At 70.4% G+C, this 3,275-nt stretch carries 1 protein-coding gene; it reads right to left on the bottom strand.

What is annotated here, in order from left to right; genetic code table 11:
* Window positions 1-103: 103 nt before the first annotated feature.
* Window positions 104-3,055, bottom strand: a complete 2,952-nt coding sequence (locus ACI790_RS19820) for a UPF0182 family membrane protein (RefSeq protein ID WP_456571507.1) — start codon at window positions 3,053-3,055, stop codon at window positions 104-106.
* Window positions 3,056-3,275 lie beyond the last annotated feature (220 nt).

Here is a 3,275-nt window from a genome sequence, read left to right as displayed (position 1 = left end):
CCCCCCCCCCCCCCCCCCCCCCCCCCCCCCCCCCCCCCCCCCCCCCCCCCCCCCCCCCCCCCCCCCCCCCCCCCCCCCCCCCCCCCCCCCCCCCACCGCCGGATCACTCGCCGGCCGCCGCCTGCTGGGCCGCCTGGTAGGCGTCGACGGCGGTCTGGAGATCCTCCAGGGCCCGACCCTGACCGGCGAAGTCGCCGGACTGCTGCGCGGTGGCCAACGCGTCGAGCGCGGCGTTGATGTCCCGGACGGCCTGTGCCATGTCCGGCGTGGCCGGCAGACCGTCCGTGCCGTCCGGCGGGATCGGCACGTCGGTCGGATCGCCCGGCTGCTCCACGCCGGGGGTGTCCTCCCCCTCCTCCGCCTCGTTCGGCACCCCGTCGGCGTCGGACGCGACCACCCCTGCGCCGTCGCCGAACACCTGGTCCAGCGCCTCGGAGAGGGTGTTGGCGTAGCCGATGCGGTCACCGAAGTTGACCAGCACCCGCTGCAGCAGCGGGAAGCCGCCCTCCCCGGTGCTCTCCACGTAGAGCGGCTCCACGTACAGCAGGCCGGCGTCGCCGATCGGCAGCGTCAGCAGGTTGCCGAACACGGCATCGGAGTTCTCGCTGTCGAACAGCGTGAGGTCGGGCCGGACCTGGTTGTTCGTGATGAACGCGTTCTGCACCTGCCCGGGCCCGCGGAACGGCGTGTTGCCGGGTAGCTGCAGCACCTGGAGCGCGCCGTAGGTCTCCGGCGCGCTCGACGCCGAGATGAACGCCGACAGGTTCTCCCGCTGGAAGGCGTTCAACGCACTGGTCAGCTGGAACGTCGCCTCGTCGTCACCTGGCCGCTGGGCCAGGATGTAGTAGGGCGGCTGGTTCTCCTCGATGTTCCGCGTCGGGTCGTCGGGGATCTGCCACCGGTCGCTGCCCTCGTAGAAGGCGATCGGGTCGTCCACGTGGTAGCGGGTCAGGATGTCCCGCTGCACCTTGAACAGGTCCTCCGGGTACCGGACGTGGCTGATCAGTTCGTCGGTCATATTGCTCTTCGGCTCGACCACGCCGGGGAACGCCTTCATGAAGGTGCGGAGGACCGGGTCCTCCTCGTCCCAGGCGTAGAGCGTCACCGTGCCGTTGTAGGCGTCGACGGTGGCCTTCACCGAGTTGCGGATGTAGTTCACCGTCTCGTTCGGCAGCGCGGTCGTGCCGGTGCCGGTGAGCGCGTCCGCTACCGCCTCACCGAGCTGCATCTGCTCCGAGTAGGGGTAGGAGTCCGAGGTCGTGTAGGCGTCGAGCATCCAGGTCACCCGGCCGTCGATCACGGCGGGGTACGGGTCGCCGTCGACCTCCAGGAAGGGCGCCACCTTCTCCACTCGTTCGCGCGGGTCGCGGACGTAGAGGACCTTCGACTCCTCGTTCACCGCGTTGGAGAGCAGGAAGTTGCGCTCGCGGTAGTAGATCGCGTACGTCAGCTGCCGGAAGAAGCTGCCGACCGAGACACCGCCCTCGCCCTCGTAGGTGTTGTTGATCTGCCGCTCCTCGGATCCGCCCTCCGGCAGGTCGAACTCCCGCGGGGCGGTTCCCTCCGGAGCTCCGACCACCGAGTAGTCCTGGATCAGCTCGCCGTAGTAGATCCGGCTCTGCTCGACCGGGATGTTCCCTCGGGTCGGCAGGTCGCCGGTGGTGAAGTTCGGTTCTCCGCCCTCGGAGCCGGCCACCACCTCGTTCGCCGGAGCGGCGACGAAGCCGTGCCCATGGGTGTAGACGGTGTGCCGGTTGATCCAGGTGCTCTGGTTCTCCGAGAGCCCGGCGCTGTCCAGCTCGCGCACCGCCACGACGTAGTCGCCGGTCTCGCCGCCGATGGTGTAGCGGTCGATGTCCAGCTTCTCGGGGAAGCCGTACACGTTGCGGATCTGCTGGCGGGCCGTGAACGTGTCGGTCAGGACGTTGGGGTCCAGCAGCCGGGCGTTCGGGATCGTCTCCGTGTCGTTCCGCAGCTCGGCCAGCGCAACCTCGGGGTCGACCTCGTTGCCGGTGGTCTCCTGCGCGTAGTCGACGTAGTCGATGTCGTCGAGACCGTAGGCCTCCCGGGTCGACTGGATGGCCCGCTGGATGAAGGGCGCCTCCTTCTCGTTGGCGCTCGGGTTGACGACGAACTGCTGGACGATCGCCGGGTAGGCCACGCCGATGACCAGGCTGGACACCAGCAGCAGCACCAGGGCCGCGGCCGGCAGAAGGAAGTTGCGGACGACGATGTTGGCGAAGAAGGCCAGGGCGCAGACCGCGGCCACGAAGACCAGGATCGTCTTGGGCGTGAGCAGCGCGTTCACGTCGGTGTAGCTGGCGCCGGTGAAGACCTCACCGCGGTCGGAGTAGACCAGGCCGTACCGGTCCAGCCAGTAGGCGACCGCCTTGAGCGCCAGGAAGACGCCGAGCAGCACCGACAGCTGCACCCGGGCGGCCCCGGTCAGCTTCTGGCCGGGGGTCTGCAGCCGCAGCCCGCCGAAGACGTAGTGGGTGAGAAGCGAGCCGATCAGCGCGAGGATCGTGATCGCGAACCCGAAGCCGAGCAGCAGCCGGTAGAACGGGTAGTCGAAGACGAAGAACGACAGGTCGATGCCGAAGTGGGGGTCGGTCCGGTTGAAGTCCGTGCTGTTGCGGAACGACAGCCAGGTCTCCCAGCTGCTCTGCGCGGTGAACCCGGCGAACATGCCGAGGACGACGGCGATGCCGGTCAGCACCAGGCCGCGGCGCGGCTCGAGCGACTGCCGGTAGCGCTCGAGGTTCTGCTGCTCCAGCGACATGGGGCGGAACGTCGGCCGGAACCGGTAGGCCAGGTACATGGCCAGCGCGGTCAGCCCACCGGTCGCCACGCCGGCGACGGCGAAGAGCAGTGCGCGGGTCTGCAGCTCGGTCCAGAAGACCTCGGTGAAGCCGGTCGAGTCGAACCACAGGTAGTCGACGTAGACGTTGGTGAGCGTCCCGACGACGGTGAACAGCACCAGCAGCACGGCGGTGGCGCCGATGACCAGCTTCGCGCGCCGCGACAGCGTCGGTACCGGCACGGGGGGCCGCATGGCCACGAGCGGTCTCCTTCAGTTGCAGGCGTGGCCCGGAGGGCCACGGAACGACCGACCGGGGAGGTCGGGTGGAGCGACGCCGGAGCGGGGCCCGGCCTTCTGGACAACGCACCGGACGGCGCGGGGTTCCCGGGGGCGGGCGGGGGCCCCGGCCGGGGGGGGGGGGGGGGGGGGGGGGGGCGCAGCGCACCCCGGGGCCGCCCGCGCCGCCCCCCCG

The organism is Blastococcus sp. SYSU DS0539 (assembly GCF_054050855.1).
This window is presented reverse-complemented; position numbering and strand designations above follow the sequence as displayed.